General features: G+C 64.4%; 24 protein-coding genes. 11 read left to right on the top strand and 13 right to left on the bottom strand.

Features of this window, described 5'->3' with window-relative positions; translation table 11 throughout:
* Positions 1-32: 32 nt before the first annotated feature.
* The gene (gene pfkB, locus PQU96_RS12875) at positions 33-992 is read right to left on the bottom strand and encodes a 1-phosphofructokinase (RefSeq protein ID WP_272772799.1); all 960 of its coding nucleotides are present in this window, start codon (positions 990-992) and stop codon (positions 33-35) included.
* Positions 989-3,493 (bottom strand): phosphoenolpyruvate--protein phosphotransferase, encoded by a 2,505-nt coding sequence (gene ptsP, locus PQU96_RS12870; protein WP_272772798.1) that lies wholly within the window; start codon positions 3,491-3,493, stop codon positions 989-991. The genes pfkB and ptsP overlap by 4 nt, the downstream gene beginning before the upstream one ends.
* Before the next feature lie 159 nt (positions 3,494-3,652).
* Here ptsP and PQU96_RS12865 point away from each other — a divergent pair, with 159 nt between their 5' ends.
* Positions 3,653-4,633, top strand: coding sequence for a LacI family DNA-binding transcriptional regulator (locus tag PQU96_RS12865; protein ID WP_272772796.1), 981 nt, complete (start codon positions 3,653-3,655; stop codon positions 4,631-4,633).
* Between the two features lie 83 nt (positions 4,634-4,716).
* Here PQU96_RS12865 and PQU96_RS12860 read toward each other — a convergent pair whose 3' ends face one another.
* The 3 genes from PQU96_RS12860 to PQU96_RS12850 are packed head-to-tail and all read right to left on the bottom strand — an operon-like array spanning position 4,717 to position 7,855.
* Positions 4,717-5,364 carry a TetR/AcrR family transcriptional regulator gene (locus PQU96_RS12860; RefSeq protein ID WP_272772795.1) on the bottom strand — a complete coding sequence of 216 codons (648 nt, stop codon included), beginning with the start codon at positions 5,362-5,364 and terminating at the stop codon, positions 4,717-4,719.
* A 2-nt stretch (positions 5,365-5,366) separates the two neighbouring features.
* The gene (locus tag PQU96_RS12855; protein ID WP_272772794.1) at positions 5,367-6,227 is read right to left on the bottom strand and encodes a mechanosensitive ion channel family protein; all 861 of its coding nucleotides are present in this window, start codon (positions 6,225-6,227) and stop codon (positions 5,367-5,369) included.
* A gap of 17 nt (positions 6,228-6,244) precedes the next feature.
* Positions 6,245-7,855 carry a peptide chain release factor 3 gene (locus PQU96_RS12850; RefSeq protein ID WP_272772793.1) on the bottom strand — a complete coding sequence of 537 codons (1,611 nt, stop codon included), beginning with the start codon at positions 7,853-7,855 and terminating at the stop codon, positions 6,245-6,247.
* 170 nt (positions 7,856-8,025) lie between these two features.
* Between PQU96_RS12850 and PQU96_RS12845 the strand changes: the two genes are divergently transcribed.
* From PQU96_RS12845 to PQU96_RS12815, 7 genes are all read left to right on the top strand, one after another.
* Positions 8,026-8,634, top strand: a complete 609-nt coding sequence (locus PQU96_RS12845; RefSeq protein WP_272772791.1) for a riboflavin synthase subunit alpha — start codon at positions 8,026-8,028, stop codon at positions 8,632-8,634.
* Positions 8,635-8,704: 70 nt separating this feature from the next.
* A complete protein-coding gene (gene ribBA, locus PQU96_RS12840; protein ID WP_272772790.1) occupies positions 8,705-9,865 on the top strand; it encodes a bifunctional 3,4-dihydroxy-2-butanone-4-phosphate synthase/GTP cyclohydrolase II in 1,161 nt (386 codons plus the stop codon).
* Positions 9,866-9,910: 45 nt separating this feature from the next.
* The gene (ribH, locus tag PQU96_RS12835) at positions 9,911-10,378 is read left to right on the top strand and encodes a 6,7-dimethyl-8-ribityllumazine synthase (protein ID WP_272772789.1); all 468 of its coding nucleotides are present in this window, start codon (positions 9,911-9,913) and stop codon (positions 10,376-10,378) included.
* Between the two features lie 34 nt (positions 10,379-10,412).
* Positions 10,413-10,862, top strand: a complete 450-nt coding sequence (gene nusB, locus PQU96_RS12830) for a transcription antitermination factor NusB (protein ID WP_272772788.1) — start codon at positions 10,413-10,415, stop codon at positions 10,860-10,862.
* 56 nt (positions 10,863-10,918) lie between these two features.
* Positions 10,919-11,860 carry a thiamine-phosphate kinase gene (thiL, locus tag PQU96_RS12825; protein ID WP_272772787.1) on the top strand — a complete coding sequence of 314 codons (942 nt, stop codon included), beginning with the start codon at positions 10,919-10,921 and terminating at the stop codon, positions 11,858-11,860.
* Entirely contained in the window at positions 11,844-12,335 is a 492-nt protein-coding gene (locus PQU96_RS12820) for a phosphatidylglycerophosphatase A family protein (RefSeq protein ID WP_272772786.1), read from the top strand. The genes thiL and PQU96_RS12820 overlap by 17 nt, the downstream gene beginning before the upstream one ends.
* 61 nt (positions 12,336-12,396) lie before the next feature.
* Positions 12,397-14,085: a sensor domain-containing protein gene (locus tag PQU96_RS12815; protein ID WP_272772785.1), complete on the top strand. Its 1,689-nt coding sequence runs from the start codon at positions 12,397-12,399 to the stop codon at positions 14,083-14,085.
* An 86-nt stretch (positions 14,086-14,171) separates the two neighbouring features.
* Here the strand turns inward: PQU96_RS12815 and PQU96_RS12810 are convergent, their stop codons facing one another.
* From PQU96_RS12810 to PQU96_RS12800, 3 genes are all read right to left on the bottom strand, one after another.
* Positions 14,172-15,497 carry a DEAD/DEAH box helicase gene (locus PQU96_RS12810; protein WP_272764819.1) on the bottom strand — a complete coding sequence of 442 codons (1,326 nt, stop codon included), beginning with the start codon at positions 15,495-15,497 and terminating at the stop codon, positions 14,172-14,174.
* A 299-nt stretch (positions 15,498-15,796) separates the two neighbouring features.
* Positions 15,797-16,573, bottom strand: a complete 777-nt coding sequence (locus tag PQU96_RS12805; protein ID WP_272772784.1) for a hydroxypyruvate isomerase family protein — start codon at positions 16,571-16,573, stop codon at positions 15,797-15,799.
* Between the two features lies 1 nt (position 16,574).
* Complete coding sequence (locus PQU96_RS12800) at positions 16,575-17,456, bottom strand: NAD(P)-dependent oxidoreductase (protein WP_272772783.1); 882 nt, start codon at positions 17,454-17,456, stop codon at positions 16,575-16,577.
* A 240-nt stretch (positions 17,457-17,696) separates the two neighbouring features.
* Between PQU96_RS12800 and PQU96_RS12795 the strand changes: the two genes are divergently transcribed.
* Positions 17,697-18,455: a hypothetical protein gene (locus tag PQU96_RS12795; RefSeq protein ID WP_272772782.1), complete on the top strand. Its 759-nt coding sequence runs from the start codon at positions 17,697-17,699 to the stop codon at positions 18,453-18,455.
* Positions 18,456-18,504: 49 nt separating this feature from the next.
* Here PQU96_RS12795 and PQU96_RS12790 read toward each other — a convergent pair whose 3' ends face one another.
* On the bottom strand, positions 18,505-19,305 hold the full coding sequence (locus PQU96_RS12790) for a response regulator (RefSeq protein ID WP_272772781.1): 801 nt from the start codon (positions 19,303-19,305) through the stop codon (positions 18,505-18,507).
* Between the two features lie 75 nt (positions 19,306-19,380).
* The gene (gene gcvA / locus PQU96_RS12785) at positions 19,381-20,268 is read right to left on the bottom strand and encodes a transcriptional regulator GcvA (RefSeq protein WP_272772780.1); all 888 of its coding nucleotides are present in this window, start codon (positions 20,266-20,268) and stop codon (positions 19,381-19,383) included.
* Between the two features lie 184 nt (positions 20,269-20,452).
* Between gcvA and acnB the strand changes: the two genes are divergently transcribed.
* Positions 20,453-23,044, top strand: coding sequence for a bifunctional aconitate hydratase 2/2-methylisocitrate dehydratase (gene acnB, locus PQU96_RS12780; protein ID WP_272772779.1), 2,592 nt, complete (start codon positions 20,453-20,455; stop codon positions 23,042-23,044).
* Positions 23,045-23,191: 147 nt separating this feature from the next.
* Here the strand turns inward: acnB and PQU96_RS12775 are convergent, their stop codons facing one another.
* On the bottom strand, positions 23,192-24,022 hold the full coding sequence (locus PQU96_RS12775) for a substrate-binding periplasmic protein (RefSeq protein WP_272772778.1): 831 nt from the start codon (positions 24,020-24,022) through the stop codon (positions 23,192-23,194).
* A 168-nt stretch (positions 24,023-24,190) separates the two neighbouring features.
* On the opposite strand from PQU96_RS12775, the gene PQU96_RS12770 reads away from it, so the two are divergent.
* A complete protein-coding gene (locus PQU96_RS12770; RefSeq protein ID WP_272772777.1) occupies positions 24,191-24,535 on the top strand; it encodes a hypothetical protein in 345 nt (114 codons plus the stop codon).
* Here PQU96_RS12770 and PQU96_RS12765 read toward each other — a convergent pair.
* Positions 24,528-25,223: a VWA domain-containing protein gene (locus tag PQU96_RS12765; protein ID WP_272772776.1), complete on the bottom strand. Its 696-nt coding sequence runs from the start codon at positions 25,221-25,223 to the stop codon at positions 24,528-24,530. The genes PQU96_RS12770 and PQU96_RS12765 overlap by 8 nt on opposite strands.
* A complete protein-coding gene (locus PQU96_RS12760) occupies positions 25,180-25,680 on the bottom strand; it encodes a hypothetical protein (RefSeq protein WP_272772775.1) in 501 nt (166 codons plus the stop codon). Before PQU96_RS12760 ends, PQU96_RS12765 begins: the two co-directional genes overlap by 44 nt.
* Positions 25,681-25,771 lie beyond the last annotated feature (91 nt).

Below are 25,771 nucleotides of genomic sequence, written 5' to 3'. Positions count from 1 at the left end.
TGCCGGATCGGCTTATGTGACGTACGCGCTGCTTAATCGGTGATGCGGTTGACCTGGATACGCTCCGCCAGCTGGCAGACCTCCTGTCGCGGCGGCAGGTTGGGGCCGAACTGTCCCAGCTTGGCGGCGGCAAAGGCCATGCCGGTACGCAGCACTTCAGGCCATGCCAGCTGGGCCGTGAGCGCCGCCACCAGGCCGGCGACCAGTGCGTCGCCGGCGCCGACACTGCTATGGATGCCGCTGAGCGTCAGCGGCTCTGCAAACCAGCAGCCCTCGTCGCAGCAGAGCAGGGCGCCGTCGCTGCCCAGCGACACCACCACCACGGCGATGCCGCGCTGTTGCAACTCGCGGGCGGCGGCGACCAGCTCGTCACGGCTGGCCAGCGTGCGGCCAAGATACTGTTCCAGTTCGTGCTGGTTGGGTTTGATCAGCCACGGCAGCTCGTCGGCCGGCAGTGCCAGCGCCTGCTGCAGCGCGGTGCCGCTGCTGTCGAGCAGCACGCGGGCGCCGAGGCTGCGCAGCTGGCGGCAGAATTGCGCCCAGCTGTCGTCGGCGATGCCGGCGGGCAGGCTGCCGGCCAGCACCACGTAGCGGTCGGCGTCGGCCTGCTCGTCCAGCAGCAATTGCAGGCGGTCGAGCGCTTCTTCGTTGGCGGTCATGCCCGGCAGGTTGATGTCGGTGGTGTCCAGCGTGCTGCGGTCGACCAGCTTGATGTTGGTGCGGGTGCTGCCGGCGACGCGGATGAAGGCGTCACGGATGCCCTTGTCGGCAAACAGGTTCTCGAACGGCGCGGCGTTGTCGCGACCGAGCAGACCGCTGGCGATTACCGGCACGCCCCAGTCGGCGAGGCAGCTGGCGACGTTGACGCCCTTGCCGCCGGCGTTGACGTGCACCATGCCGGCGATATTGACCGCGCCGGGGCGCAGCGCGTCCAGCGTGACGGTCTGGTCGATGGCCGGATTCAGTGTCACGGTGATGACCGTTGTGCTCATGCTGTGGCTCCGGTCAGCGCGCGCACTTCAGCGGCGCTGTCGCAATTGAGGGCACGCTGCGCCAGCTGCTGCAGCTCGGCAAGGTTGGCCGCACGGATGCTGGCCTTGGCGCCCGGGATGTCGCGCGGGCTCATCGACAGCTCGGTCACACCGAGGCCGGTGAGGATGGCCGCGCCCAGCGGATCGCCGGCCATGCCGCCGCAGACGCCCACCCAGCGGCCGTGGGCATCGGCACCGGCCACGGTCTGTGCGATCAGGCGCAGCACCGCCGGGTGCAGGCTGTCGGCTTCCGCCGCCAGCTCCGGGTGCTGACGGTCGATCGCCAGCACGTACTGCGTCAGGTCGTTGGTGCCGACCGAGAAGAAGTCGACATGCTCGGCGAGCCGGTCGGCCATCGTCGCCGCGGCCGGCACTTCCACCATGATGCCAAGTGGCACCACCGGCGCATTCAGGGCGGCGCGTACCTGTTCGCACTGCGCGCGCAGCGCCTTGACCTCTGCGAGGGTGCTGACCATCGGGAACATGATGGACAGCGGGCCATGGCTGGCGGCGCGGTACAGCGCGCGCAGTTGCGGCAGCAGCAGGTCCGGACGGCGCAGCAGCAGGCGCACGCCGCGCACACCGAGGAAGGGGTTTTCCTCGTGCGGCAGGTTGAGGTAGGGCACCTGCTTGTCGCCGCCGATGTCCAGCGTGCGGATCACCAGTGGCTTGCCGTCCAGGGCACTGAGCATGCCGCGGTAGGTCTGGTACTGCTCTTCCTCGTCCGGCGCGTCGTCGCGCTCCAGGAACAGGAACTCGGTACGCATCAGGCCGACACCCTCGGCCCCGGCCTGCAGCGCGGCGGCGACCTGCTCCGGACGGTTGACGTTGGCCGCAACCTCGATCCGGCGTGCGCCGTCGGCGGTGACGGCCGGCTGCTGCGCGGCGCTGGCGGCCTGCTGCTGCTTGTCGCGCTGCGCCTGTTGCCACTGCTTCGCGCTGGCGAGGTCCTCGTCGCTGGCGTTGAGGTAGATGGTGCCGCTGTCACCATCGACGATCAGCGTGGCGCCGTCCTGGATGTCCAGCACCGCGGCGCCGGCGGCGACCACGGCCGGCAGGTCCAGCGTGCGCGCCAGAATGGCGGTGTGCGAGGTCGGGCCGCCCTGGGCTGTAACCAGCGCCAGCGTCTGTTTCGGGTCCAGCGTGGCGGTGTCGGACGGGGCCAGGTCGTTGGCGATCAGCACTTCGTTATTGCTCTGGGTCTTGCTGTTGTCGAGCAGGTTCAGGTCCGGCGCCAGGCGTGCCAGCACGCGGCGGCCAACGTCGCGCAGGTCGGTGGCGCGGGCGGCCAACAGCGGGTTGCCCAGCGCGGCCAGACGGTCGGCAAGGCGCTGCACCGCCTCGTGCCACGCCCAGGCCACGCCGTGGCCTTCGACCATCAGCTGGCAGGTGAGGGTGATCAGGTCGGTATCGGATAGCAGCTCGGCCTGCGCGAGGAAGATGTTGCCCTCGGTCTTGCCGAGGCGGCGGGAAGTGTCCGCGGCCAAGATTTGCAGCTGTTCGCGGGTGGCCTGCAGCGCGTTTTCCAGCAGATCACCGTCGTAGCCCAGCGTGGCCGGGATGTCCGGCACCTGGATCGCCTGCGGCTTCATCACCCGCGCCTGGCCGATCACCAGCCCGGGGCTGGCGCTGATGCCACGTAGCGCCAGCACCTTGCCCGGCGCCTGCCAGTGCTGGCGCTTGGCGTTGGCGGCAGCCTTGCGCGCCGCTTCGGCATCGGCCACTTCCTGGGCGGTGAGCTGGTTGGCGGTCGCCAGCAGCGCGTCCAGCGCGGCGGCGGCGTCGGGGCCATCGGCGGAGAAGTGCAGCTCGTGGCCGAACTCGGCACCGATCTGCAGCAGGCCGATCAGGTTCTTGGCGTCGGCCACCTCGTTACCGTTGCGGACCTGCAACGTGGCAGCAAAACGGCGCGCCTGTTCGGTCCACACCCGTGCCGGCCGCGCATGCAGGCCGTTCGGGTAGTTCATCTGCCAGCTGAGGCTCAGGCTTAGGTCGATGGCGGCGGTTTGCGGTGCAGCCGGTGCAGCCGCGCTGTCGTCCAGTGCGCTGATCAGCGCGTACGGATCGGCGGTGGTGAACAGCTCACTAAGGCGCGCCTCGTCCTGCAGCAGGCGGGTCAGGCGGCGCAGCAGCGCGATGTGTTCGTCGGATTGCGCGGCGATGGCGATCACCAGGTGCACGCGTTGGCCAGGATTCCACTCCACGCCCTCCGGCACCTGCAGGATGGCGATGCCGGTTTCGTTGATCAGGTGGCGATCCTCGATCATGCCGTGCGGAATGGCGACGCCATGACCCAGGAAAGTATTGGCAACGGTTTCGCGGCGCAGCAGGCTGTCGATATAGGCAGGGGCGATGCGACCAGCCTTGGCCAGCAACTCGCCGGCAGCCTTGATTGCAAAGGTCTTTTCACTAACGGTGGCGCCAAGCTGGATCAGCTCGTTGCGGATAATCTGGGTGGTCATGGCTTCCTGTCTCCGGTGTGTTTTTCTGTATCGCTGGCTGCAATTGAAATCGATACCACTTTTTGTGTCAATATTTGTCACGCGATTGGTGGTAACATTTCGACAAAATTGTCAGACAGGCCATCTGTGGCCTGATGAAATCGATTCCGGAGCAGGCGAGTGGCAAAGATCAAGGATGTGGCAGCAGCGGCAGGCGTTTCCGCGTCAACCGTCTCCAGGGTGCTGTGTAACGGCCCGGTCAGCGACAAGGTACGCAAGCGCGTCGAGGCGGCGATGACCAGGCTGGACTACCGCCCCAATCTGGCGGCGCGCCGTCTACGCTCCCAGCACACCGACACTATAGGATTGATCGTGTCGGATATCCGCAACCCGTTCTTTACTGCGGTCAGCCGCGCGGTGGAGGACGAAGCCTACCGCAACGGCATGCGCGTGATCCTGTGCAACACCGACGAGAACCCGGACAAGGAGGCGATGTACCTGCGCCTGATGCAGGAAGAGCGCGTCACCGGCGTGATCTTTGCACCGACGCGACAGCTGGTGACCAGCATCGACCAGCAGGCACTGGGTTTTCCGGTGGTGATGATCGACCGCGTCAGTGCCGACGCCGCCACCGATGCGGTGGTGCTGGACAACCGCCGCGCCGCCGCGCAGCTGGTCGGCCACCTGCTGCAGCAGGGCTATCGCGACATCGGCGGCCTGTTCGGCAATACCAGCAATACCGGCATGGAGCGCCACGCGGGTTTCAGCGAGGCCTTGCAGCAGGCCGGGCTCGCCGCGCCGGCGCGTTTTGTCGCACCCAGCGTGGAGGCGGCGGAGCAGGCGGTACTGCAGTGGCTGGCCGAGCCGGCGCGACCGCAGGCGCTGCTGGTCAGCAACGGCGTGCTGCTGCTGGGCGCGGTGCGCGCGATCAAGTCCGCCGGCCTGCACTGGCCGCAGGATGTGGCGCTAGTCGGTTTCGACAACGAGGTGTGGACCGACCTGCTCGGCGACGGCCTGACCGTGATGGAGCAGCCGGTGAACGAGATCGGCCGCACCGCGATGGCGATGCTGCTGGAGCGGCTGGAGGAGCCGGAACGCAGCCAGCGCATCGTGGTGCTGCAGGGCAAGCTGATGGTGCGCGGCAGCAGCCTGCCGCAGTAATACAGCTTCGCTGTATCAAAAAACATTGCGGCCAACCTTGTACAAGGTTGGCCGCAATGTTTTTGCCGAAGCCAGCGCGCCGCTCAGGGCTGCAGATTGCGAACCAGCTGCTGCTGGAACAGCGGCAGAAACTCGGGGCTGACGTAGGGCTTCAGCAGTGCCAGCACCTGGCGCACGCCACGATGGCCGGAGGCCTCGTTGATTGGCTCGTTGGGACGGGCGGTCTGCTCGAAGGCGAACCAGAACTTCACCACCAGCCAGATGTTCACCGACACCGCCTCAATGTCTTCCAGCGCCATCTGCAGCAGGCCAAGGCGGATGAACTCGCGGAAGTGGCCTTCCAGGATTGCCTTCATCTCGCTGTGCACGAACTGGTGGTAGTCGCGCTGCAGCTGCGGGTTGCGCGCCATCAGCCCCGGCAGGTCGTAGAACATGAAGCGGAAGCGCCACATCGCCTCGAACGCGGTATCCAGATAGTTGACCAGATCGGCGACGTCCATCGCCCGGTCCTGCGGCAGGGCCAGCCGTTCGGTGATGAAGCCGCGGTAGAGCAGGAAGATCTGGTAGACGATCTCTTCCTTGTTGCGGAAGTGGTAGTACAGGTTGCCGGGGCTGATGCCGAGGTGGGCGGCGATGTGGTTGGTGGTGATGCTGCGCTCGCCGTGCTCGTTGAACAGGGCCAGGCTCTCCTGCACGATGCGGTCGTAGGTCTTGATGCGGGTCTTTTGCATGGTCAGTCCGCGGCGGATGCCGCCGTGTGCGGTTCGGCTTCCGGGAAGCACTCGAACATGAAGCGGTGCAGGATGGCCTGCTCGATGCGCTGTCGTTCACGCGGCGGCAGCGCGATGCGGGCGATCAGGCGGTACTCCTTCTCGCTGGCCGGCTGCAGCGAAATGCGTGGTTCCACCGACGGCGTGTCCATCAGCAGCTTGCTTTCCAGCATCGCCATGTGGCGGCGGGCGCCTTCCAGGTGCGGCGCGCAGGCCTCGTTGGCGATCTCCTGCAGCAGACGCTCTGCCCTGGCCGGACGCACGCTGTACGGCAACGGGATGGTGATGATGTGCATCACGTAGTCGCCGGTGAAGTTCTCGCGCGCCACCGGCTGGCTCAGCAGCAGGCTGTTGGGGAAGTTCAGCGAGCGGCCGGTGGCCTGGTGTGCGTCGTGGCGCGGGCCGATTTCGATCACGGTGGTGCTAAGCATGGTGATGTCCATCACCCGGCCGCGAATGGCACCGATCTCGATGATGTCGCCCAGCTCGTAGCTGCCCGACATCGAGCGCACCAGCCCGCCGCCCAGGCACATCAGCAGCTCCTTGGTGGCCACCACCAGCGCCGCGGTGAACGCCACCATCGACAGTGCGATGGTCTGCAGCTCGCGCGCCCAGATGGTGACGAAGCCGGCCAGCCCGATGATGATCATCGCGTTGCGGATGTTGATCATCCAGCGGCGGCGGGTATCCACCGGCACCCGCGGGTTGGCTGCAATGGTGCGCACGATGCTGCCGTAAACCAGCAGCAGCACCACAACCAGCACCGCGGAGCGGAAGAAGTCCGAACCGTAGCTATTGAACAGCGAGACGAGCCAGGCGGGCATCAGTGCACTCCCCGTCATCAATCGTTCAGTTTCACCGCGTGTTCACGCGTTTCGTGGAACACGATGTCCGGCCAGCGTTCCTGCGTCAGCGCCAGGTTGACGCGGTTGGGCGCGAGGTAGGCGAGGTTGCCGCCGGCATCGGTGGCGATGTTCATCGCCAGCGCGTCGCTGAATTCGTCCAGCTTCTTGCGGTTGTCGCAGCTGAACCAGCGCGCCGACCAGATATTGGACGACTCGAACACGGCGTCCACGCCGTACTCTGCGGCCAACCTTGAAGCCACCACCTCGAACTGCAGCACGCCCACCGCGCCCAGGATCAGGTCGCCGCCGCTGTGCGGCTTGAACACCTGTACCGCACCTTCTTCGCCCAGCTGTTGCAGGCCTTTTTGCAGCTGCTTCAGCTTCAGCGGGTTCTTGATACGCACGCTGCGGAACATCTCCGGCGCGAAGAACGGGATGCCGGTGAAGGTCAGCTCTTCGCCGGAGGAGAAGCTGTCGCCGATCTGGATGTTGCCGTGGTTGGGGATGCCGATGATGTCGCCGGCGAACGCCTCTTCCACGATCTCGCGGTCGTGCGACATGAAGGTCACCACGCTGGAGGCGGCAATGTCACGGTTCAGGCGCAGGTGCTTCATCTTCATGCCGCGTTCGAACTTGCCGGAGCACACACGCAGGAAGGCGATACGGTCGCGGTGTTTCGGGTCCATATTGGCCTGGATCTTGAACACGAAGCCGGAGAACTTGCCCTCGGTCGGTGCCACGTCGCGCACGGTGGCGTCGCGGTGCTGCGGCGCCGGCGCCCAGTTGATCAGCGCGTCCAGGATCTCGCGCACGCCGAAGTTGTTGATCGCAGAGCCGAAGAACACCGGCGTCAGTTCGCCGGCCAGGAACTCGTCCAGGTTCCACTCGTTAGACGCGCCCTTGACCAGTTCGATCTCCATGCGCAGCTGTTCCATTTCCAGCGGAAACAGCTCGTCCAGACGCGGGTTGTCGATGCCCTTGATGATCTCGATGTCGCTGATCAACTTCTCGCTACCGGCTTCGAACAGGATCACCTCGTCGGACAGCAGGCTGTACACACCGCGGAAGGCCTTGCCCATGCCGATCGGCCAGGTGATCGGCGCGCAGCGGATCTTCAGCACGCTTTCGACTTCGTCCAGCAGCTCCAGCGAATCACGCACTTCACGGTCGTACTTGTTCATGAAGGTGACGATAGGGGTGTTGCGCAGGCGGCAGACGTTGAGCAGCTTGATGGTCTGCTCTTCCACGCCCTTGGCGGCGTCGATCACCATCAGCGCGCTGTCCACCGCGGTCAGCACGCGGTAGGTATCCTCGGAGAAGTCCTGGTGACCCGGGGTGTCCAGCAGGTTCACCGTGTGGTCACGGTACTCGAACTGCATCACCGACGACGCGACCGAGATGCCGCGCTGCTTCTCGATTTCCATCCAGTCGGAAGTGGCGAACTTGCCGCCTTTCTTGCCCTTGACGGTACCGGCCATCTGGATCGCGCCCGAGAACAGCAGCAGCTTTTCGGTCAGCGTGGTTTTACCGGCGTCGGGGTGGGAAATGATGGCGAAGGTGCGGCGTTTGGCAACTTCTTCGGCAATGCGGGTCAGTTCGGCGGACATGGATGCTCGTCAGGTAAAGATTCGGAAAAACAGGCGATTGTACTGGATTTCGGCCGGCTTTTGCGCGCCGGTATACGCTCCTGCGGCCAACCTTGCTGGCAGCGAGGTCGGATTTTGCGCTGCAACGCGGTACAATCGATGATCGTTTGTCCTGAAATGAAGGCAAAACCATGTTCACCGGCATTGTGCAAGGCATGGCGCGCATCGTCGCCATCGAAGAAAAAACCGCATTCCGCAGCCACCGGCTGGCACTGCCGGCCGAGCTGCTGCCCGGCCTGCAGATCGGCGCCTCGGTGGCGCACAACGGCTGCTGCCTGACGGTCACCCGCATCGACGGCGAGGAGGTCAGCTTCGATCTGATGGCCGAGACCCTGCGCCTGACCAACCTTGGTGCGCTGCAGGTCGGCGACCGGGTCAACGTCGAGCGCGCGGCGAAGTTCGGCGACGACATCGGCGGCCACGCGATGTCCGGCCACATCATGGCCACCGCCGCCGTGACCGAGGTGATCAGCAGCCCGGACAACCGCACCGTGTGGTTTCGTCTGCCGGCGGAACTGGGGAAGTACGTGCTGAAGAAGGGCTATATCGGTATTGACGGCTGCAGCCTGACCGTAGGCGACGTACAGGGCGACACCTTCTGCGTGCACCTGATCCCGGAAACGCTGCAGCGCACGCTGATGGGCGTGCGCAAGGCCGGCGATATCGTCAACATCGAGATCGACCCGCAGACCCAGGCCATTGTCGACACCGTGGAGCGAGTACTGGCGGCACGCGCATGACGCGCTGCGGCCAACGTTGGCCGCAATAAACTAGATTACAGGCGCGCGGGCGCACCCCGTCCGCGCATGAATGTTGCAGCAAGTCTGGCACGCAGGGCGTGCGGGAGAACACAGCATGAGCATTTCCCCGGTTCAAGAAATTATCGCCGACATCAAGGCCGGCAAGATGGTGGTTCTGATGGACGCCGAAGACCGCGAAAACGAAGGCGACCTGGTTATGGCCGCCGAACACGTGACGCCGGAGGCGATCAATTTCATGGCCAAGTTCGGCCGTGGCCTGATCTGCCTGACGCTGACCGAAGAGCGTTGCAAGCAACTGAACCTGCCGATGATGGCGACCAACAACGGCACCAGTTTCGGCACCAATTTCACCGTGTCGATCGAGGCCGCCGAGGGCGTCACCACCGGCATTTCCGCCGCCGACCGCGCCCACACCACGCTGGTGGCGGTGGCGCGCGACGCGCGGCCGACCGACATCGTGCAGCCCGGCCACGTGTTCCCGCTGAAGGCGCAAAAGGGCGGCGTGCTGGTGCGCGCCGGCCATACCGAGGCCGGCTGCGACCTGTCGCGCCTGGCCGGGCTGGAACCGGCGTCGGTGATCTGCGAGATCATGAACGACGACGGCACCATGGCGCGCCTGCCGGAGCTGCTGGAGTTTGCCAAGGAACACGGCCTCAAGGTCGGCACCATCGCCGACCTGATCCACTACCGCAGCCGTACCGAGTGCTTTGTCGAGGAAGTCGGCCAACGTCTGGCGGAAACACCGTTCGGCGCCTTCCAGCTGCACGTGTTCCAGGACGTACTGACCAAGGCAACGCACCTGGCGCTGGTTTGCGGCCAACCCTCCGCCGACGCCGAAACGCTGGTGCGCGTGCACGAGCCGCTGTCGGTGATGGACCTGCTCGACCCGATGGGCGGCAAGCACAGCTGGACCATCCCTAACGCGCTGGAAGAAATCGCGGAGAAGGGCTGCGGCGTGGTGATCCTGCTGCACCGCCCGGAATCCGGCGCCGACATCCTGGCGCGCGCGCTGCCGGAACAGGTAGAAAATACCGTCCGCCAGCGCTGGGACAGCAAGACCTTCGGCATCGGCGCGCAGATGCTGCGCGCGCTGGGCGTGGGCAAGATGAAGCTGATGGCCTCGCCGATCAACCTGCCGTCGATGACCGGTTTCGGGCTGGAAGTCACCGGCTTTGCCCAACCTGAACACGTGCACGTCGATTTGGATTAAAATACGCCCCTTTTCGTGATTGGCTTTCGCCGCAAGGAGAACCGGATGCTGGACCAAGTAAACCGTATTGCCCCCGACCTGTCTGCCAACGGCCTGAAAATCGGCGTCGTCATGGGCCGCTTCAACGAGGTGGTGTGCCACGGTCTGCGCGATGCGTGCTTGTCCGAGCTGGTGGCGCTGGGCGTGAACCCGGCCGACATCACCCTGGCCACGGTGCCGGGCGCGCTGGAAGCGCCGCTGGTGCTGCAAACCATGGCCAAGTCCGGCCGCTTTGACGCACTGATCGCACTGGGCGCGGTGATCCGCGGCGAGACCTATCACTTCGAGCTGGTATCCAACGAATCCGGCGCGGGCGTTACCCGTGTCGGTCTCGATTTCGACATCCCGATCGCCAATGCCATTCTGACCACCGAAACCGACGAGCAAGCCGAGGTACGCATGACGGTGAAGGGGCGCGAAGCCGCGCAGGTGGCGGTCGAAATGGTCAATCTGCACAAGACCCTGCGTGGCTGAGCCGCGCCTGTTCTTTAAATAAAGGAAGCCGTACATGAAAACCGCACGCCGCCGTGCCCGCGAATACGCTGTCCAGGGCATCTACGAGTGGCAGCTGAATGCTGACCGACCCGCGTCGCTAATCGAAAAACACCTGCGCGAGAATGACTACTTCGTCAAGGCCGACGAAGCGCTGTTCCGTGAAATCCTGTTCGGCGTGCTGCGCGACGTGACCGACCTGTCCAAGCGCCTGCAACCGTACTACGACCGCGACGAGCAGGAAGTCAGCCCGGTCGAGCGCGCCATCATGCTGATGGCCGCCTTCGAGCTGTGCTCGCACCCGCAGACGCCGTACCCGGTGATCATCAACGAAGCCATCGAGATCGCCAAGACCTTCGGCGGCACCGACGGCCACAAGTTCGTCAACGGCGTGCTGGACAAGTTTGCCGCCGACGTGCGCGCCGACGAAGTGCAGGCCATCCGCAGCCGCCGCCAGGGTGCCTGAGCGCGGTCCGCTTCCATATCACACCCGCTACGGCGGGTGTTTTTATTTGTCACGCCATGAATGAATTCGAACTGATCCGCCGCCACTTTACCCAGGCGACACCAAACGCCGTGCTCGGCGTCGGCGACGACGCCGCCATCGTGCGCCCCAGCCCCGGCCACGACCTGCACGTGTCGGTGGACATGCTGGTGGCCGGGCGCCACTTCTTCCCCGATGTCGATCCCGAGGCGCTGGGACACAAGACGCTGGCGGTCAACCTGTCCGACATGGCAGCGATGGGCGCCACGCCGCGCTGGGCGGTGCTGGCACTGGCGCTGCCGCAACTGGACGGCGCCTGGGTGGAAGCCTTTGCGCGCGGCTTTTTCGGGCTGGCGGCGCAGCACGGTGTCAGCGTCATCGGCGGCGACACCACGCGCGGCCCGCTGACGCTGTCGGTGACCATCTTCGGCGAAACGCCGCAAGGTCAGGCGCTGCGACGCGATGCGGCGCAGGCCGGCGACGACATCTGGGTATCCGGCGAACTGGGGTTGGCCGCCGCCGCGCTGCAACAGCGCCTCGGCCGCCTGGACCTGGCCCTGCCGCCCGAGTGTCGTCGGCAGCTGGAGTGGCCACAGCCACGGGTGGCACTCGGCCGCGCCTTGCTCGGCATCGCCCACGCTGCGCTGGATATTTCCGACGGTTTTGCCGCGGACCTGCACCATATTCTCGACCGCTCCGCCTGTGGTGCCGAGGTCTGGCTGGACGCCTTGCCGACCCATCCGGCGCTGCACGGCGCCCGCGCACAGCTTTTGTCCTGCATCGCCGCCGGCGGCGACGACTACGAGCTGTGCTTCACCGCCAGCCCGGCACGAGCCGACGCGGTACTGGCGGCGGCGCGACAGGCCGGCGTGGCGGTGACCAAGGTTGGCCGCATCGTGGCCGAGCCAGGCTTGCGGCTACTGAACGGGCAGGGCGCGGCCGTGACCCTGGAAAGGCTGGGCTATGACCACTTCGCATAAACCGGATCGTGCCTTCCTGCTCGCGCGACCGGCGCACTTTCTGGCACTGGGCTTTGGCAGCGGCCTGATCACGCCGGCGCCTGGCACTTGGGGCACGCTGGCGGCCTTGCCACTGGCCGCGCTCTTGCTGTGGCTGGGTATCAGCGGCGGGGCGCTGGCGCTGCTGACACTGCCGCTGTTCCTGCTTGGTATCTGGCTGTGCGACGTCACCGGTCGTGCACTGGGCGTGGCCGATTCCGGCCACATCGTGTGGGACGAGATCGTGGCGATGCTGCTGGTACTGGCCTGGGTGCCGGCCACGCCGCTGTGGTGGGCGCTGGCTTTTGCCGCCTTCCGCCTGTTCGACATCGTCAAGCCGTGGCCGATACGCTGGCTGGATCGTCACGTGCACGGCGGCTTCGGCGTGATGCTGGACGACGCCGTCGCCGCACTATTTGCAACACTATTGATACGGCTACTGCTGTCCCTGACATAGATCGCTTGTCATAAATATGACATATCCGTAATATGCCCGAACTTTTTACCGGGTTACGGATATGCAGAACGTGCTTGATGATGGTCTGCTGGCACTATTGCGGACAGCGACAGCCCCCTGGCTGGTTCTTGACGTGCGGCAGCGGCTGCACGCCTGCAATCCCGCGGCCCGGCAACTGCTTGGCAGCGCGGTGAATATCAACATGGTGCTGCCGGTGGTCACGCCAGATGCATGGCAGGGTGCGCCACTACCGGCGGACATGTTGCCTTGCCTGCTGGAGTCGCGCCTGTTCGGTCTGCTGCCTGGTCCGCAGGCAAATACCCTGACCGCCTATCGCCTCGTGCCGCTACAGGACTGGCACGAACAGGAGCAGAAGCGCCGCCAGCGCGAACACTACCTGCAAATTCTGTCCGACCTGGCCGCCTCCGGCGAAAGAGACCGCCTGCACCGGCTGGACGGCGCACTGGCCGCCGGTGCGGCCGCGCTGGGCATGGAAGTCGCCTTTGTCGCACAGCGTAAGGGCACACAGCTGGAAATCATTGCCTGCCACGCCGGCGAGAGCCTGAGTCGTGGCAAATCCTTGCCGCTGGACCTTACCTATTGCGAGCGCACACTACAGAACGGCCAGCTGCTGTGCCTGCCCGACGTGCTGGAAACGACACTGGCCGACAGTGCCTGTTACCGCGAATTCCGCTTCCGTGCCTATATCGGCGTGCCGCTGCTGGTGCAGGGTCGCATCTTCGGCACGCTGGCTTTCTTCGCCGCCAGCCCGCGGACGCCGTTTTCCAGTGCCGATACCGAATTCGTGCAGCATCTGGCGCGCTGGACGGCGGTCGTGGTGGAGCGCAAGCAGTCCGCCGACGAGGCAATGCAGACCCAGCAGGCGATGGAAGAGCAGCTGGGCTGGCTGCGACTGGCGGGGCAGGTGGCCCGCCTGGGGCACTGGAGTTACATGCCGCAGGACGGCCAGGTCAGCCTGTCGCAAGAGGCCTGTCGTTTGCTGGATGTCGAGCCGAGCCCGCTGTTGCCACTGGTGGAGGTCGAGCGACGGATGCTGGTACCGGATCGCCAGCACTGGCGCGACGCCTTGCAGCACAGCATGCAGCATCGCACGCCGCTGGCGCTGGAGGTGCGCCTGCGCCACGGCGAACACGGCTACGGCTGGCTGGCGCTGCGCGCACAGGTGGTGGAGCGCGACGGCGAGCCGCTGCTGTTCGGCGTGCTGATGGATGTCACCGAAGCCAAGGAATCGCAGCAGCTGATCCAGTACCAGGCCTCGCACGATGCGCTGACCGGCTGTATCAACCGTACCCTGCTGTTCGACCGACTGGGGCAGGAGATCCGCCGCGCCGAACGACTGCGTCAGCGTTTTGCGGTGATGTTCGTCGATCTGGACCGCTTCAAGCAGGTCAATGACCGCTACGGCCACGCCGCCGGCGACAAGGTGTTGCAGACCGTGGCCGACCGGCTGATGGCGCTCTTGCGTCGTTCCGACACCGTGGCGCGGGTCGGTGGCGACGAGTTCGTGCTGCTGATTCCGCAGGTCAGCGACGATCAGGCATTGGCGATGCTGGCGCGCAAGGTAGAGATGGCCATCGACCGGCCGGTGCGCGACGAGGGTGCACTGTATCGCGTCTCCGCCAGCATCGGAGTGGCACTGTACCCGGACGATGGCGACGAGCCGGAGCTGCTGCTGCGCGTGGCCGACCGCAAGATGTACTCCGACAAGTCGGTCGTTGCGCGCCACTGAGGCCATACCGCTAGCCCAGCGGTAACCAAGGTTGGCCGCAAATGAAAAAAACCCCGATGCAGGCATCGGGGTTTTTTCATATTGCCTTATTCGGCACGCGGAGCACGGCTACCGCTGTAGCTGCTGCCGCCGCCACTGCCGCTGCGGCGTGGGCCGCTGCTGCTGCGACCGGCGTAACCGCCACCGCTACCCGGCTTGCGATCGCCGTAGCCGCCGCCATTGCCGCGACGCGGGCCGTTGTTGCGGGCACCAGCCGGACGGCCTTTTGGCGGACGACGGGTCGGTTCCAGGCCAGGGATCACGGCTTCGGTCAGCGAGCGCTTGATGTACTGCTCGATACGGCGCACGCGGTGGAATTCGCGCGATTCGGCGATGGTGATCGCCACGCCGCTACGGCCGGCACGACCGGTACGACCGATACGGTGCACGTAGTCTTCCGCCTGTTTTGGCAGGTCGTAGTTCACCACCAGGCCGATGGCCGGCACGTCGATACCGCGGGCGGCCACATCGGTGGCAACAAGGATCTTGATGCGACCGCGACGCAGGTCGTTCAGGGTACGGTTACGCCAGTTCTGCGGCATGTCGCCATGCAGGCAGGCGGCGGAGTAGCCCATGTCAGACAGCTTGTCGGCGATTTCTTCGGAACCGATCTTGGTGGCGCTGAATACAACCGCCTGTTCGAAGTCGGATTCTTTCAGGATGGCGTCCAGCAGACGGGCCTTGTGGGCATTGTCGTCGGCGTAGAGCAGGTGTTCTTCGATGCTGCCGCCGTCTTCCTTGCGGGCAATCTCGATGCGCTGTGGCGAGCGGGTCATCTTCTCTGCCATGCGGCCAACGGTACCGTCCAGCGTGGCGGAGAACAGCAGGGTCTGGCGCTCGGCCGGGGTGGCGGCAACGATGGTTTCGATGTCTTCGATGAAGCCCATGTCCAGCATGCGGTCGGCTTCGTCCAGAATCAGCATTTCCAGGCGGGAGAAGTCAACACGGCCGGAGCGCATGTGATCCATCAGGCGGCCCGGGGTGGCGACGATGATGTCGACCGGACGCGACAGCGCGCGGGTCTGGAAGCCGAAGGAGGCGCCGCCGACCAGCGTCACGGTACGCAACCAGCGCAGGTGTTCGCCGTAAACCTGGGCGTTCTTTTCTACCTGGGAGGCCAGTTCGCGGGTCGGGGTCAGCACCAGAACGCGCGGGCCATTGCCGGAGCCTTTGGAGCGCTCGCCCATCTTGGTCAGGGCAGGCAGCAGGAAGGCCGCGGTCTTGCCGCTACCGGTTTGTGCCGATACCAGCAGATCCTTACCCAGCAGGGCGGCAGGAATGGCTTCAGCCTGGACGTCGGTCGGGCTTTCGTAGCCGGATTTGGTCAGTGCTTGAACGATAGGTTCTGGGAGTCCGAGATCGGAGAAATGCATGGTGATCCTTTCAGTCCGGCTTATGGCCGGTGCGTTAGCCCGCTAAGGGTTACAGGTCATCGAACCAACCTGACAAAGCGGCGAACTGCAGTCCGAACGGAAAGGACGAGGCGAGAAACGAAGCCAAAAACGGTCAGATACGATGAAATCGTGGAAGCTGGCGGCGCGGGTGTTTCCGCTCAGCAAATCAGGAAAGGGCGCATTCTATGGAAATTAATTACGCTTGGCAAGCGTTTTCTGCGAAGAGCAGCGGCAAGTAGCTGATTTTTAATTGTGGTGCACTGCAGCAACCGAAAAAATCAGCGCCAGGAAGCCAGCCAACTCAGGCTATCCGGCGTGCTGGTAGCCGGTTTGTACTCGGCGGCGCACCATCCGGTATAGCCAAGCTCGTCCAGCAAGGCAAAGATTTGCGCCAGCGGCAGCTCGCCGGTGCCAGGCTCGTGGCGACCCGGGCAGTCGGCAAACTGGATGTGTCCGGTCTGTGGCAGGTAGTGCGTCAGCGTGGCGGCAAGATCCAGCCGCATTCGCGCCAAGTGGTAAAGATCCAGCTGCATGCCGACATTGGGGTGCGCCGCCTCGGCCAGCACTGCGGCCAACTCGGCCGGCGTGCTTGTCACAAAGCCGGGCATGTCCAGGGCGTTGATCGCTTCGCAGGTGACGCGAATGCCGTGCACCGCCAGCCGCTCGCCCGCCAGCGCAAGGTTGGCCGCAAGGGTCTGTCGCGTCAGCATCGCGTCTTGCTGCGGATCGAAACGCCCGGCCAGCACATTGACCATCTGCACACCCAGCACCTGCGCGTAGTGTTCGCCCTCGGCCAGCGCGTCACGGAATGACTCGGTACGCGCCGGGTGACTGGCCAGGCCGTAACCGCCGGTCATCAGGTCACCGGCTGGCAGATTGATCAGGATGATGTCGACCGCGGCCGCGTCGGCAGCATCACGCAGCAGCGGCGCCGGATAGTCGTAGGGAAACTGGATTTCGACCGCGTCAAAACCGGCGGCAGCGGCGGCGGCAAAACGCGCCGGCAGCGGCAGCTCGGTAAACAGCAGCGACAGGTTGGCGGCAAAACGCGGCATCTCAGCGATTCTCACCATCGGGCAGATAGCAGGCAATCACCGTGCTCAGGTCCTGCTCGGCGTAGCCGGCATCGGCATGGGCCGCCATCAAACCGGCTGCGAGGCTGGCCAGGGGCAGGGCAGCGCCGTGCTCGGCCGCCAGCTGGCGGGCATTGCCAAGGTCCTTGAGCAAGGTTGCCACCTTCCACTGCAGCGGCTGGAACTGGCGTTGCGCCATGCGCGGCGCCAGGATCTGGAAGGGCAGCGAATCGGCGAAGCCGCCGGCCAGCGCCGCCGGCAACAGGCTGGCGTCGATACCGGCCGTCTCCGCCAGCTGCACCGTTTCGGCGATCAGCATCGCGTTACTGGCCACGATCAGCTGGTTGCAGACCTTGGCGACTTGTCCGGCACCGTGGCCACCGATATGGCTCAGCCGCTGCGACAGGCAGGCGGCAACGGGCTGCAGGCGAGCGACATCCTGCGCTTCGCCGCCAGCCATGATCACCAGCGTGCCGTTTTCCGCGCCGCGCACGCCACCGGACACCGGTGCATCGACCCAGGCGGCGCCGCGCTCGGCCGCCTGCTGTGCGAGTTGCCGGGTCAGCGCTGGCGACGTACTGGAGAAATCGACCAGCAGCTGGCCGGGGCGCAGCTGCGCGCGGATGCCGTCTTCCGCCTGCCACACCGCCTGCACCGCCTCGTCATTGGCCAGGCACAGCATGACGATGTCGCTGCCGCGCGCCAGCTCGCCAAGGTTGGCCGCAACGCGGGCACCCGCGGTGCGCAGGCTGTCAGCCTTGGCGGCAGAACGATTCCATACCGTCAGCGGATGCCCGGCCGCCAGCAGGCGCCGGCACATCGGCACCCCCATTAGCCCCAGTCCGACAAAGCCCAGAGTCGTCATCGCTTGCTCCCTGAATCCGGCATCCGCCACGCGAAAAAAAGCCGGCGCGAGGCCGGCCACAAAGCACTTGGTAAAACAAGGGAAGGATACCTGCACAGCCAGTGCGCAGGCGTCCGCGCCTAGCATTGCAAGCAACTTTCAGCGCAACGATGAGCTTACCCGCTTTCAGATGACATCACAATGCGGGTTCGTGGCGGCGCGGCTTTCCGCTACAATCGCGCCTTTTTCCGGAGCCACCCCGTGACTGTTCCGTTCCATCCTGTTCGTTATGCTGCCAGCCGGCCATGGGCCAAGCGGGTGGCGCATCTGTTTGAACATGGCGGCAAGACTGCCGTCGCCGACTGCGACGCCTTGCTGCTCCGCACCTTGCAGGCGGCGCCCGGCGGTGCAGGGCAGGATGTGGCCCGCCAGGAGGCCGAAGGGCTGCTGGCCCAGGCCTATGGCCACTTCGTGCGCCACGCCCGCCAGTTGCTGCAGTGCGATGCGGCACTGGGCACCGCACTGGCGGCAACGCACCCGCCCAAGGCGCTGCCACCAGCGCCGACCCTGCCGCTGGCGGCGTGCTTCATACCGCTGCCGGATGGTTGCGGCGCATATGTGCGGACAGACGAGGAGGGCGCCTGGCAGGTGCTGGTGCTGGCCGCCGGCTTTGCACAGGGAAACAGCGCTTGGTGGCAGCAGAACGCCGAGGTGCTGGCACTGACTCTGCGCGGCGGTGACAGCCTGCAATTGCCGGACATCCCGGCGGTGCAGCCGTGGCGCGCGGCCCTGCTGAGTCTGTTCAACCATCTGGCGCTACTGACGCAGCCGCGTTGCCAGCTGGCCGCTGCCATCAGCCCGGCGGAGCAGGCCGACGCCTTGCGCCGTGGCGAGCTGCCGGCGCGCCTGTTGTCATGGGATGGCGAACTGGTACAGTCCGCAGCGTACGGCAAGGAAGGATACTGGCGCCGCCAGGCAGCCGGCGGCGCTGAACGTCTGGTGTGGGTGCCGCCACGCTGAGCTCGGCACCCTCTGCCGGCATGCTGGTAGCGCGGGTGAGCCGTCTCCGTTACAGGAACTGGCTGATCAGGCTTTTCAGGGTGCCGATGTCGAACGGCTTGTCACAAATGGCGGACACGCCAGCTTCTTCGACTGCGGCCAACCTTTGCTCGTCCTGCTCGCCGGACACCATCAGGATGGGCACCGAAACCAGCTGGCTGCTGGTGCGGATGTGCTCGATCAGCTCGCGGCCGTCCATCTCCGGCATGTTGTAGTCGGTAATGATCAGATCGAAATAATTGCCGGCCGCCAGCAGGCCGACTGCGCTGCGGCCGTTGTCGGCCTCGGTGATCTCGCAAAAGCCGAAGCGCTCCAGCACGCTGCGCATGAAGCTGCGCGACACGGTGCTGTCGTCGACCAGCAGGAGCTTCTTCGCGTACAGGTCCAGCGACTCCAGTTCGCTGCGGGTATCTTCGACATTGAGATAATCGAGCGAACTGCTGATCGCCTTGTCCAGCTGCGCCGGGGTAAACGGCTTGGGCAGGATCGCCATCGCGCCGGCCTGGCGGATCGCATCCAGCTGCTGCGGCCGCGTTTCGCTGGAAACCAGCACGAACGGCATCTCGCGCACCCGCTCGTCGCCGCGCATCGCCATCACCAGCTCGGCGCCGGTCATGTCCGGCAAGTACATCGCGCTGATCACGATGTCCGGCATGGGCGCCAGGTGGATGCGTGCCAGCGCCTCGGCGCCGCTCTCGACGCGATCGATTCGTTCGATACCCAGTTCCTGCAGGTGATGCTGGATGATCTGTCCTTGCGCCCGCGAAGGCTCCACCAGGCAGACCGTCAGGTGACACATGTCGAAAAGCATAGTCGGTACCCGTTACACAGTGTGCCCCAGCATAGACGACCGCCGCCGGTGGCTGTCAATCGGTAATCCGCACATTTATTGATGCATGACAGCCTGCTGCTCCAGCCACTGGCAGAAGGCATTGATGGCGGTATCGTCGATCGCGGCGCGCGGCGCAATCCAGCAGTAATCCCGCACCGGCACAATCGGCAGCGACAGCGGCGCCACCAGCCGGCCGGCGTCGATCTCGCGCTGCGCCATCGGCAGCGGCCCCAGCACCACGCCCAGCCCGTCCAGCGCCGCCTGCAGCGCCAGCGAAAAGCGGTCGAAGTGCAGGCGACTGGCCGGCTTCAGCTCCGGCACCGCCGCCAGCGTCAGCCAGCGCTGCCACGCCGTTGGCCGCGTGTCGGCGTACAGCAGGGTGTGCTGCGCGAGGTCGGCCGGGCTGGTGAGCGGTGTCTTTTTCAGCAGCGCGGGATGGCACAGCGGCAGCTCCCACTCTTCCAGGAAGGGCTTGGCAAGGTGGCCGGGCCAGTCGCCGGGGCCACGGCGGATCGCGATGTCGAACGGCGTATCCAGCCGGCTGATGTCGCGATCGGAGGTGACGATGTGCAGGTCGATATCCGGATGGCGGGCACGGAAATCGGCCAGCCGCGGCAGCAGCCAGTACATGGCGAAGGTCGGTGTCGAGTTGATCGACAGGCGGCGCTGGCGGTCCGGCTGCAGCAGCTGCGAGGTGGCGTTGGCAATCAGGTCCAGACCGTCCTGCACCTGCACCAGATAGCGCCAGCCGGTGTCGGTCAGCTTGACGCGGCCGCCGGTGCGCTCGAACAGCTGCACGCCCAGCCAGTCTTCCAGCTGCTTGATCTGCTTGCTCACAGCACCGTGGGTCACATGCAGCTCGTTGGCCGCGGCAGAAAAGCTTTCCAGCCTTGCTGCCGTCTCGAAAATACGCAATCCGTTAAGGGGAGGGTAGGCATTCATGGTGTGATTATATCTCACAGGCAATGTTGCGATTACTCGTTTGTGCTCACCTGCGGAACGGCGTAATCTTTCACCATCCCGACCGGCTGCCATCGTCACGATGCGGCCGGGTGGTTGCCGGCAGACATTCACCCGCTGTCGACAGACTAACTTGCACATAACCCCAGCAAAAAGGTCCCAAGCCATGCTAGAAGCTTACCGCCAACATGTCGCAGAACGCGCCGCACTGGGCATTCCACCACTGCCGCTGACCGCCAAACAGGTTGAAGAACTGGTTGAACTGCTGAAAAACCCGCCGGCAGGCGAAGAAGAGGCCCTGGTCGAGCTGATCACTCACCGCGTACCACCGGGTGTCGACGACGCCGCCAAGGTGAAAGCTTCGTTCCTGGCTGCCGTCGCCGAAGGCAGCGTGAAGTCGCCGCTGGTTTCGCGCGAAACCGCCACTCAACTGCTGGGCACCATGCTGGGCGGTTACAACGTCAAGCCGATGATCGACCTGCTGGGCGACGCCCAGGTTGGTGCCATCGCCGCCGAAGGCCTGAAGAAAACCCTGCTGGTATTTGATTTTTTCCACGACGTGCAAGTGCTGGCCGAAGGCGGTAACGCCAATGCCAAGGCCGTGCTGCAAAGCTGGGCCGACGCCGAGTGGTTCACCAGCCGTCCGGAAGTAGCGCAGAAAATCACCGTGACCGTGTTCAAGGTACCAGGTGAAACCAACACCGACGACCTGTCGCCAGCACCGGACGCCTGGTCCCGCCCCGACATCCCGATGCACTACCTGGCGATGCTGAAAAACACCCGTCCGGACGCGGCGTTCAAGCCGGAAGAAGACGGCAAGCGCGGCCCGATGCAGTTCATCGAAGACCTGAAGAAAAAAGGCAACCTGGTGGCCTACGTGGGTGACGTAGTGGGTACCGGTTCTTCCCGTAAATCCGCTACCAACTCCGTGGTATGGGCTACCGGCCAGGACATCCCGTTCGTACCGAACAAGCGTTTCGGCGGCGTGACCCTGGGTGGCAAGATCGCCCCGATCTTCTTCAACACCCAGGAAGACTCCGGCTCGCTGCCGATCGAGGTTGACGTTTCCAAACTGGAAATGGGCGACGTGATCGACATCTACCCGTACGAAGGCAAGATCGAGAAAGACGGCCAGCTGGTTGAAAAATTCAGCCTGAAATCCGACGTGCTGCTGGACGAAGTGCGCGCCGGCGGCCGTATCAACCTGATCATTGGCCGCGGCCTGACCGCCAAGGCACGCGAAGCGCTGGGCCTGCCTGCGTCCACCGAATTCCGCCTGCCGAAAGACCCGGCCAACTCCGGCAAGGGCTTCTCGCTGGCACAGAAAATGGTTGGCCGCGCCTGTGGCCTGCCGGAGGGCCAGGGCGTGCGCCCAGGCACCTACTGCGAACCGAAGATGACCACCGTTGGCTCGCAGGACACCACCGGCCCGATGACCCGCGACGAGCTGAAAGACCTGGCTTGTCTGGGCTTCTCCGCCGATCTGGTAATGCAGTCCTTCTGCCACACCGCCGCTTATCCTAAGCCGGTGGACGTGAAGATGCACAAAGAGCTGCCGGCCTTCATCTCCACCCGTGGCGGCGTGGCACTGCGCCCGGGCGACGGCGTGATCCACAGCTGGCTGAACCGCCTACTGCTGCCGGATACCGTCGGTACCGGTGGCGACTCGCACACCCGCTTCCCGATCGGCATTTCCTTCCCGGCAGGTTCCGGCCTGGTAGCCTTTGCCGCTGCCACCGGCGTGATGCCGCTGGACATGCCGGAATCGGTACTGGTGCGCTTCAAGGGCGAACTGCAGCCGGGCGTGACCCTGCGCGATCTGGTGAATGCCATTCCGCTGTACGCGATCAAGCAAGGCCTGCTGACCGTAGCCAAGGCCGGCAAGAAGAACATCTTCTCCGGCAAGGTACTGGAAATCGAAGGTCTGCCTGACCTGAAAGTGGAACAGGCTTTCGAGTTGTCCGACGCCTCCGCCGAACGCTCCGCCGCCGGCTGCACCGTGCACCTGAACAAGGCACCGATCGTTGAGTACATGCAGTCCAACATCACCCTGATGAAGTACATGATCGCCGAAGGCTATCAGGACGCCCACACCCTTGAGCGTCGCATCAAGAAGATGGAAGAGTGGATCGCCAACGGTGAACTGCTGAAGGCCGACGCCGACGCCGAATACGCCGCCGTGATCGAGATCGATCTGGCCGACGTGAAAGAGCCGATCGTAGCCTGCCCGAACGATCCGGACGACGTGAAGTTCATGTCCGAAGTTGCCGGCACCCCGATCGACGAAGTGTTCATCGGCTCCTGCATGACCAACATCGGTCACTTCCGTGCCGCCTCCAAGCTGCTGGAAGGCAAGCGCGACCTGCCGGTCAAGCTGTGGGTTGCCCCGCCGACCAAGATGGACGCGCAACAGCTGACCAAGGAAGGCCACTACGGCGTGTTCGGCATGGCCGGTGCCCGCACCGAAATGCCGGGCTGCTCTCTGTGCATGGGTAACCAAGCACAGGTACGTGAAGGCGCGACCGTGATGTCGACCTCGACCCGTAACTTCCCGAACCGTCTGGGCAAGAACACCAACGTGTATCTCGGCTCGGCCGAACTGGCCGCGATCTGCTCCAAGCTGGGCAAGATCCCGACCGTCGAGGAATACAAGGCCAACATCGGCATCATCAACGAAAGTGGCGCCGAGGTGTACCAGTACCTCAACTTCAACCAGATCCAAGATTATCAGGATGTGGCTGACACCGTAAAAGCCTAAGGCTCAAGCGGCTCCCGCCGCTTTGCCCGAAAGCAAGAAGCCCCGCTCATGAGCGGGGCTTCTTTTTTGAGCGGGTGAGACGTGAGCGCAAAGGTTGGCCGCAACGGCGCCAATTCGACACTGACGCCTGCCGTTTACCGGCGTCTCTCAGCCAGGCCGGCGTGCGGCACTGTTTTGCGCTTGCCACACGCGCAGGTATTTCTCCACCAGCGCGTCCATCACCCGCTCCTCGCTGAGTTTTTTCATCGCCCGCGACAGGCGTTCCGCCAGCTGCTCGTTATTGCAGGCGGAGGCCAGCGCCATCGTCAGGTACAGCTTTTCGCGGCTGACCGGCACCGTGGACGCACGCAAACCCTTGACGTTGAGACTGGAGGCATAGGCCAGACCCGGCGCATCCTCGTAGATCAGGTAGTCGGCACGCCCCAGGCTCAGCATCTGCAGTGCATTCTTGACGCTGCCAACCTGCTGCAACTTGAGGTTGGCCGCAGCAAACTGGTCGAAAGCCTGGCCAAAACTGTTGTTGACCACCGTGATGCCTTCCTTCCCCTGCAGGTCTTCCCAGCGCTGGTATTGCAACGGGTGTTGCTGACGGGTCCAGATCAGGGTCTGCGTATCACGGATCACCGGTTGCAGATAGCGCAGGTAGGCCAGCCGCGGCTGCGTCAGGAAGGCACCGGCAATCAGATCGATACGACCGTTACGTGCACTTTCCTGCACCCGGCCCCACGGCCCGACATAGCGCACTTCAATCGGGATACCGATCTCGCGTGACACCATTTGCATCAGTTCGGCATTGGTACCGATCAGCTTGCTGTCGTTGTTCGGGTCTTGCCACAAAAAGGGAGGATACTCGGGATTGCCGGAGGCTACTAACCGGGTGCACGCCGCATCGACCGCCGTTGGCAAGCCCAGCAGCGCCCCCAGCAACAGAACCGGCCAGCGCCGCGACTGGCATGACGAAAGGAAATTACGCAACATGAATGGCTTTCCTTTCAATAATATGACTTTTAGTCAGTCTAGCGACAGGCGCCGGCACATAGCAATAGGTCTATGTTGCAAATGTCGACAATCAACGATGGCGCCAGTTTATAACATGAAACCCTAGCCGCCGCGATAGCCGGCGGAACGTATTCGGAGTCCCCCCACATGAATGACGAAGCCCTGCAACGCTTGCAAAAACTGATTGACGGCCCACGTGACGGCGCACTGTTGCGCTTTGGCCTGGCCAATGAGTACGCCCGGCTGGAGCAGTGGCCACAGGCGATTCGCGAGGCGAGGGCGGCACTGGCCTTCCAGCACGACTATTCCGCGGCGTGGAAATTGCTGGGCAAGGCCTTGCAGGCCGGTGGCGAGCCGCAACAAGCGCTACAGGCTTACCGCGACGGCATCGCGGTGGCCGAGCAGCGCGGCGACAAGCAGGCCGCGAAGGAAATGGCGGTGTTTGCGCGGCGCATCGAGAAAACGTTGGCCGCAAGCGGCGATGCTAGCTGACGCCGTGGCGTAACTGGCGCATCGCGCTGTCGATGCCTTCCAGCGTCAACGGATACATGCGCTCTTGCAGCAGCTGCCGGATCAGGCCGATGGACTGTGTGTAGCACCAGTGATCCTGTGGCACCGGATTCAGCCACACCGCGCGACTGAACTGTGCCAGCAGGCGGCGCAGCCACACCTCGCCGGACTCCTCGTTCATGTGCTCGACACTGCCGCCAGGGTAGACGATCTCGTACGGGCTCATGCTGGCATCGCCGACGAGGATCAGCTTGTAGTCGCTGCCAAAGGTGTGGATCAGCTCCAGCGTCGACAATTTCTGGCCGTGGCGGCGGGCATTGTCTCTCCACACCCCTTCGTAGACGCAATTGTGGAAGTAGTAATACTCCAGATGCTTGAATTCGCTGCGCACCGCCGAGAACAGCTCCTCGCAGGCACGGATGTGGTCGTCCATCGAGCCGCCAACATCGAACAGCACCAGCAGCTTCACCGTATTGTGCAGCTCCGGCACCATTTGCAGATCGAGGAAACCGGCCTTGCGCGCGGTCGCGGCGATGGTGGCATCCAGATCCAGCACCTCGGCGGCGCCTTCGCGCGCGAACTGGCGCAGCCGACGCAAGGCGACCTTGATGTTGCGCGTACCCAGTTCAATCTGGTCGTCGAGATTGCGGAACTCGCGCTGATCCCACACCTTGACCGCACGCCGGTGGCGCGATTCCTGCTGCCCGATGCGGATACCCTACCGGATGGTAGCCATAGGCGCCAAACGGACTGGTACCGCCGGTACCGATCCACTTGTTACCGCCCTGATGCCGCTCCTTCTGTTCAGCAAGGCGTTCACGCAGCGTCTGCATCAGCTTGTCCCAGCCCAGTGCCTGTAGCTGCCGCTTTTCTTCATCGGAAAGGAATTTTTCCACCTGCTTGCGTAGCCAGTCCTCCGGGATCGCGGTCTGCAGATCTTCCAGCTCCAGCGACAGACCATTGAAGCAGTGGCCGAACACCGGGTCGAAACGGTCGTAATACTTTTCGTCCTTGATCAGGATGGTGCGCGCCAGATAGTAGAACTCGTCGACACTGCCAAACGCCAATTGCCGCGACAGCGCCTCCAGCAGGGTAAGGTGCGACGTCCCCCCGGTATTGAGTAGCACGTGACTTTAGAGTCCAATTCACCATGACACGGAGATTGGACATGAAGAAGCGTTTCACCGAAGAACAGATCATCGGTTTCCTGCGCGAAGC

The sequence above is a fragment of the Vogesella margarita genome (genome assembly GCF_028548475.1).
Classification (GTDB): Bacteria; Pseudomonadota; Gammaproteobacteria; order Burkholderiales; family Chromobacteriaceae; genus Vogesella; species Vogesella margarita.
Note: the sequence above shows the minus strand (reverse complement) of the source record. Positions and strands in the feature narration are given on the sequence as shown.

Excerpts from the sequence above, each read along its gene's own strand:
- pfkB (WP_272772799.1), bottom strand. The coding sequence starts at position 992 with ATGAGCACAACGGTCATCACCGTGACACTGAATCCGGCCATCGACCAG.
- ptsP (WP_272772798.1), bottom strand. The coding sequence starts at position 3,493 with ATGACCACCCAGATTATCCGCAACGAGCTGATCCAGCTTGGCGCCACC.
- PQU96_RS12860 (WP_272772795.1), bottom strand. The coding sequence starts at position 5,364 with ATGCAAAAGACCCGCATCAAGACCTACGACCGCATCGTGCAGGAGAGC.
- PQU96_RS12855 (WP_272772794.1), bottom strand. The coding sequence starts at position 6,227 with ATGCCCGCCTGGCTCGTCTCGCTGTTCAATAGCTACGGTTCGGACTTC.
- PQU96_RS12850 (WP_272772793.1), bottom strand. The coding sequence starts at position 7,855 with ATGTCCGCCGAACTGACCCGCATTGCCGAAGAAGTTGCCAAACGCCGC.
- PQU96_RS12845 (WP_272772791.1), top strand. The coding sequence starts at position 8,026 with ATGTTCACCGGCATTGTGCAAGGCATGGCGCGCATCGTCGCCATCGAA.
- ribBA (WP_272772790.1), top strand. The coding sequence starts at position 8,705 with ATGTTGCAGCAAGTCTGGCACGCAGGGCGTGCGGGAGAACACAGCATG.
- ribH (WP_272772789.1), top strand. The coding sequence starts at position 9,911 with ATGCTGGACCAAGTAAACCGTATTGCCCCCGACCTGTCTGCCAACGGC.
- nusB (WP_272772788.1), top strand. The coding sequence starts at position 10,413 with ATGAAAACCGCACGCCGCCGTGCCCGCGAATACGCTGTCCAGGGCATC.
- thiL (WP_272772787.1), top strand. The coding sequence starts at position 10,919 with ATGAATGAATTCGAACTGATCCGCCGCCACTTTACCCAGGCGACACCA.
- PQU96_RS12820 (WP_272772786.1), top strand. The coding sequence starts at position 11,844 with ATGACCACTTCGCATAAACCGGATCGTGCCTTCCTGCTCGCGCGACCG.
- PQU96_RS12815 (WP_272772785.1), top strand. The coding sequence starts at position 12,397 with ATGCAGAACGTGCTTGATGATGGTCTGCTGGCACTATTGCGGACAGCG.
- PQU96_RS12810 (WP_272764819.1), bottom strand. The coding sequence starts at position 15,497 with ATGCATTTCTCCGATCTCGGACTCCCAGAACCTATCGTTCAAGCACTG.
- PQU96_RS12805 (WP_272772784.1), bottom strand. The coding sequence starts at position 16,573 with ATGCCGCGTTTTGCCGCCAACCTGTCGCTGCTGTTTACCGAGCTGCCG.
- PQU96_RS12800 (WP_272772783.1), bottom strand. The coding sequence starts at position 17,456 with ATGACGACTCTGGGCTTTGTCGGACTGGGGCTAATGGGGGTGCCGATG.
- PQU96_RS12790 (WP_272772781.1), bottom strand. The coding sequence starts at position 19,305 with ATGCTTTTCGACATGTGTCACCTGACGGTCTGCCTGGTGGAGCCTTCG.
- gcvA (WP_272772780.1), bottom strand. The coding sequence starts at position 20,268 with ATGAATGCCTACCCTCCCCTTAACGGATTGCGTATTTTCGAGACGGCA.
- acnB (WP_272772779.1), top strand. The coding sequence starts at position 20,453 with ATGCTAGAAGCTTACCGCCAACATGTCGCAGAACGCGCCGCACTGGGC.
- PQU96_RS12775 (WP_272772778.1), bottom strand. The coding sequence starts at position 24,022 with ATGTTGCGTAATTTCCTTTCGTCATGCCAGTCGCGGCGCTGGCCGGTT.
- PQU96_RS12770 (WP_272772777.1), top strand. The coding sequence starts at position 24,191 with ATGAATGACGAAGCCCTGCAACGCTTGCAAAAACTGATTGACGGCCCA.